This is a genomic window from Siccirubricoccus deserti, from assembly GCF_014283215.1.
Taxonomy (GTDB): Bacteria; Pseudomonadota; Alphaproteobacteria; order Acetobacterales; family Acetobacteraceae; genus Siccirubricoccus; species Siccirubricoccus deserti.
The window spans coordinates 1-744 of record NZ_JACOMF010000257.1 but is presented as its reverse complement, the minus strand read 5'-3'; the positions used below and the strand labels follow the sequence as shown (position 1 = coordinate 744).

Here is a 744-nt window from a genome sequence, read left to right as displayed (position 1 = left end):
GCACGGCCGGACGGTTACACCATCGCCCACCACCATCTCTCTGTAATCCGGCACCCGTTCCTGACGCGGCGGCCCACCTGGCACCCGGTGAACGATTTCACCTACATCATGCAGCAGACCGGCTTTGTGTTCGGCCATGTGGTGCACCCGGGCTCGGGCTGGAATACGCTGGCCGACATGTTCGCCGAGGCACGCCGGCGGCCGGGAGAGCTCACCTATGGCACGTCCGGCATTGCTACCTCTAATCACTTGGCCATGGAGGAGCTCTGCGAGAAAGAAGGCGTGCAGATGACGCATGTGCCCTACCGTGGCACCTCGGAGAACATCACCGCCCTGCTCGCGCGGCAGCTGGACTGCATTGCCAACTCAAACTCATGGGCGCCGGTCGTCGAGGACGGGCAGCTGCGGCTGCTCGCGGTCTGGACAAGAGAGCGGCTGCGCAGTTTCCCCACCGTACCGACGCTGCTCGAGCTCGGCTACGGCATGGTGGTGACCTCACCCTACGGCATCGCCGGGCCCAAGGGCATGGACCCAGAGGTGGTGGAGGTGCTTCACCAGGCGTTCCGAAAGACGCAACTCCATCCGCGAGTGCAGGAGTTCATGGCGGTCAACGACTTGCCGGACGAGTATCTCGGCCCCGCTGATTACACCGCCTTTGCGCGGGAACGTGCGGAGTACGAGCAGCGGATGGTGACCCGGCTGAAGCTCTCTATCGACTGACTTGCCGCCCCCTCCAGGTCACCT

At 64.2% G+C, this 744-nt stretch carries 1 protein-coding gene; it reads left to right on the top strand.

The features are described from left to right. Nucleotides 1-720 (top strand): tripartite tricarboxylate transporter substrate binding protein (locus H7965_RS30190; protein WP_186774121.1); only part of this gene is annotated, 720 nt, incomplete at its 5' end. Nucleotides 721-744 lie beyond the last annotated feature (24 nt).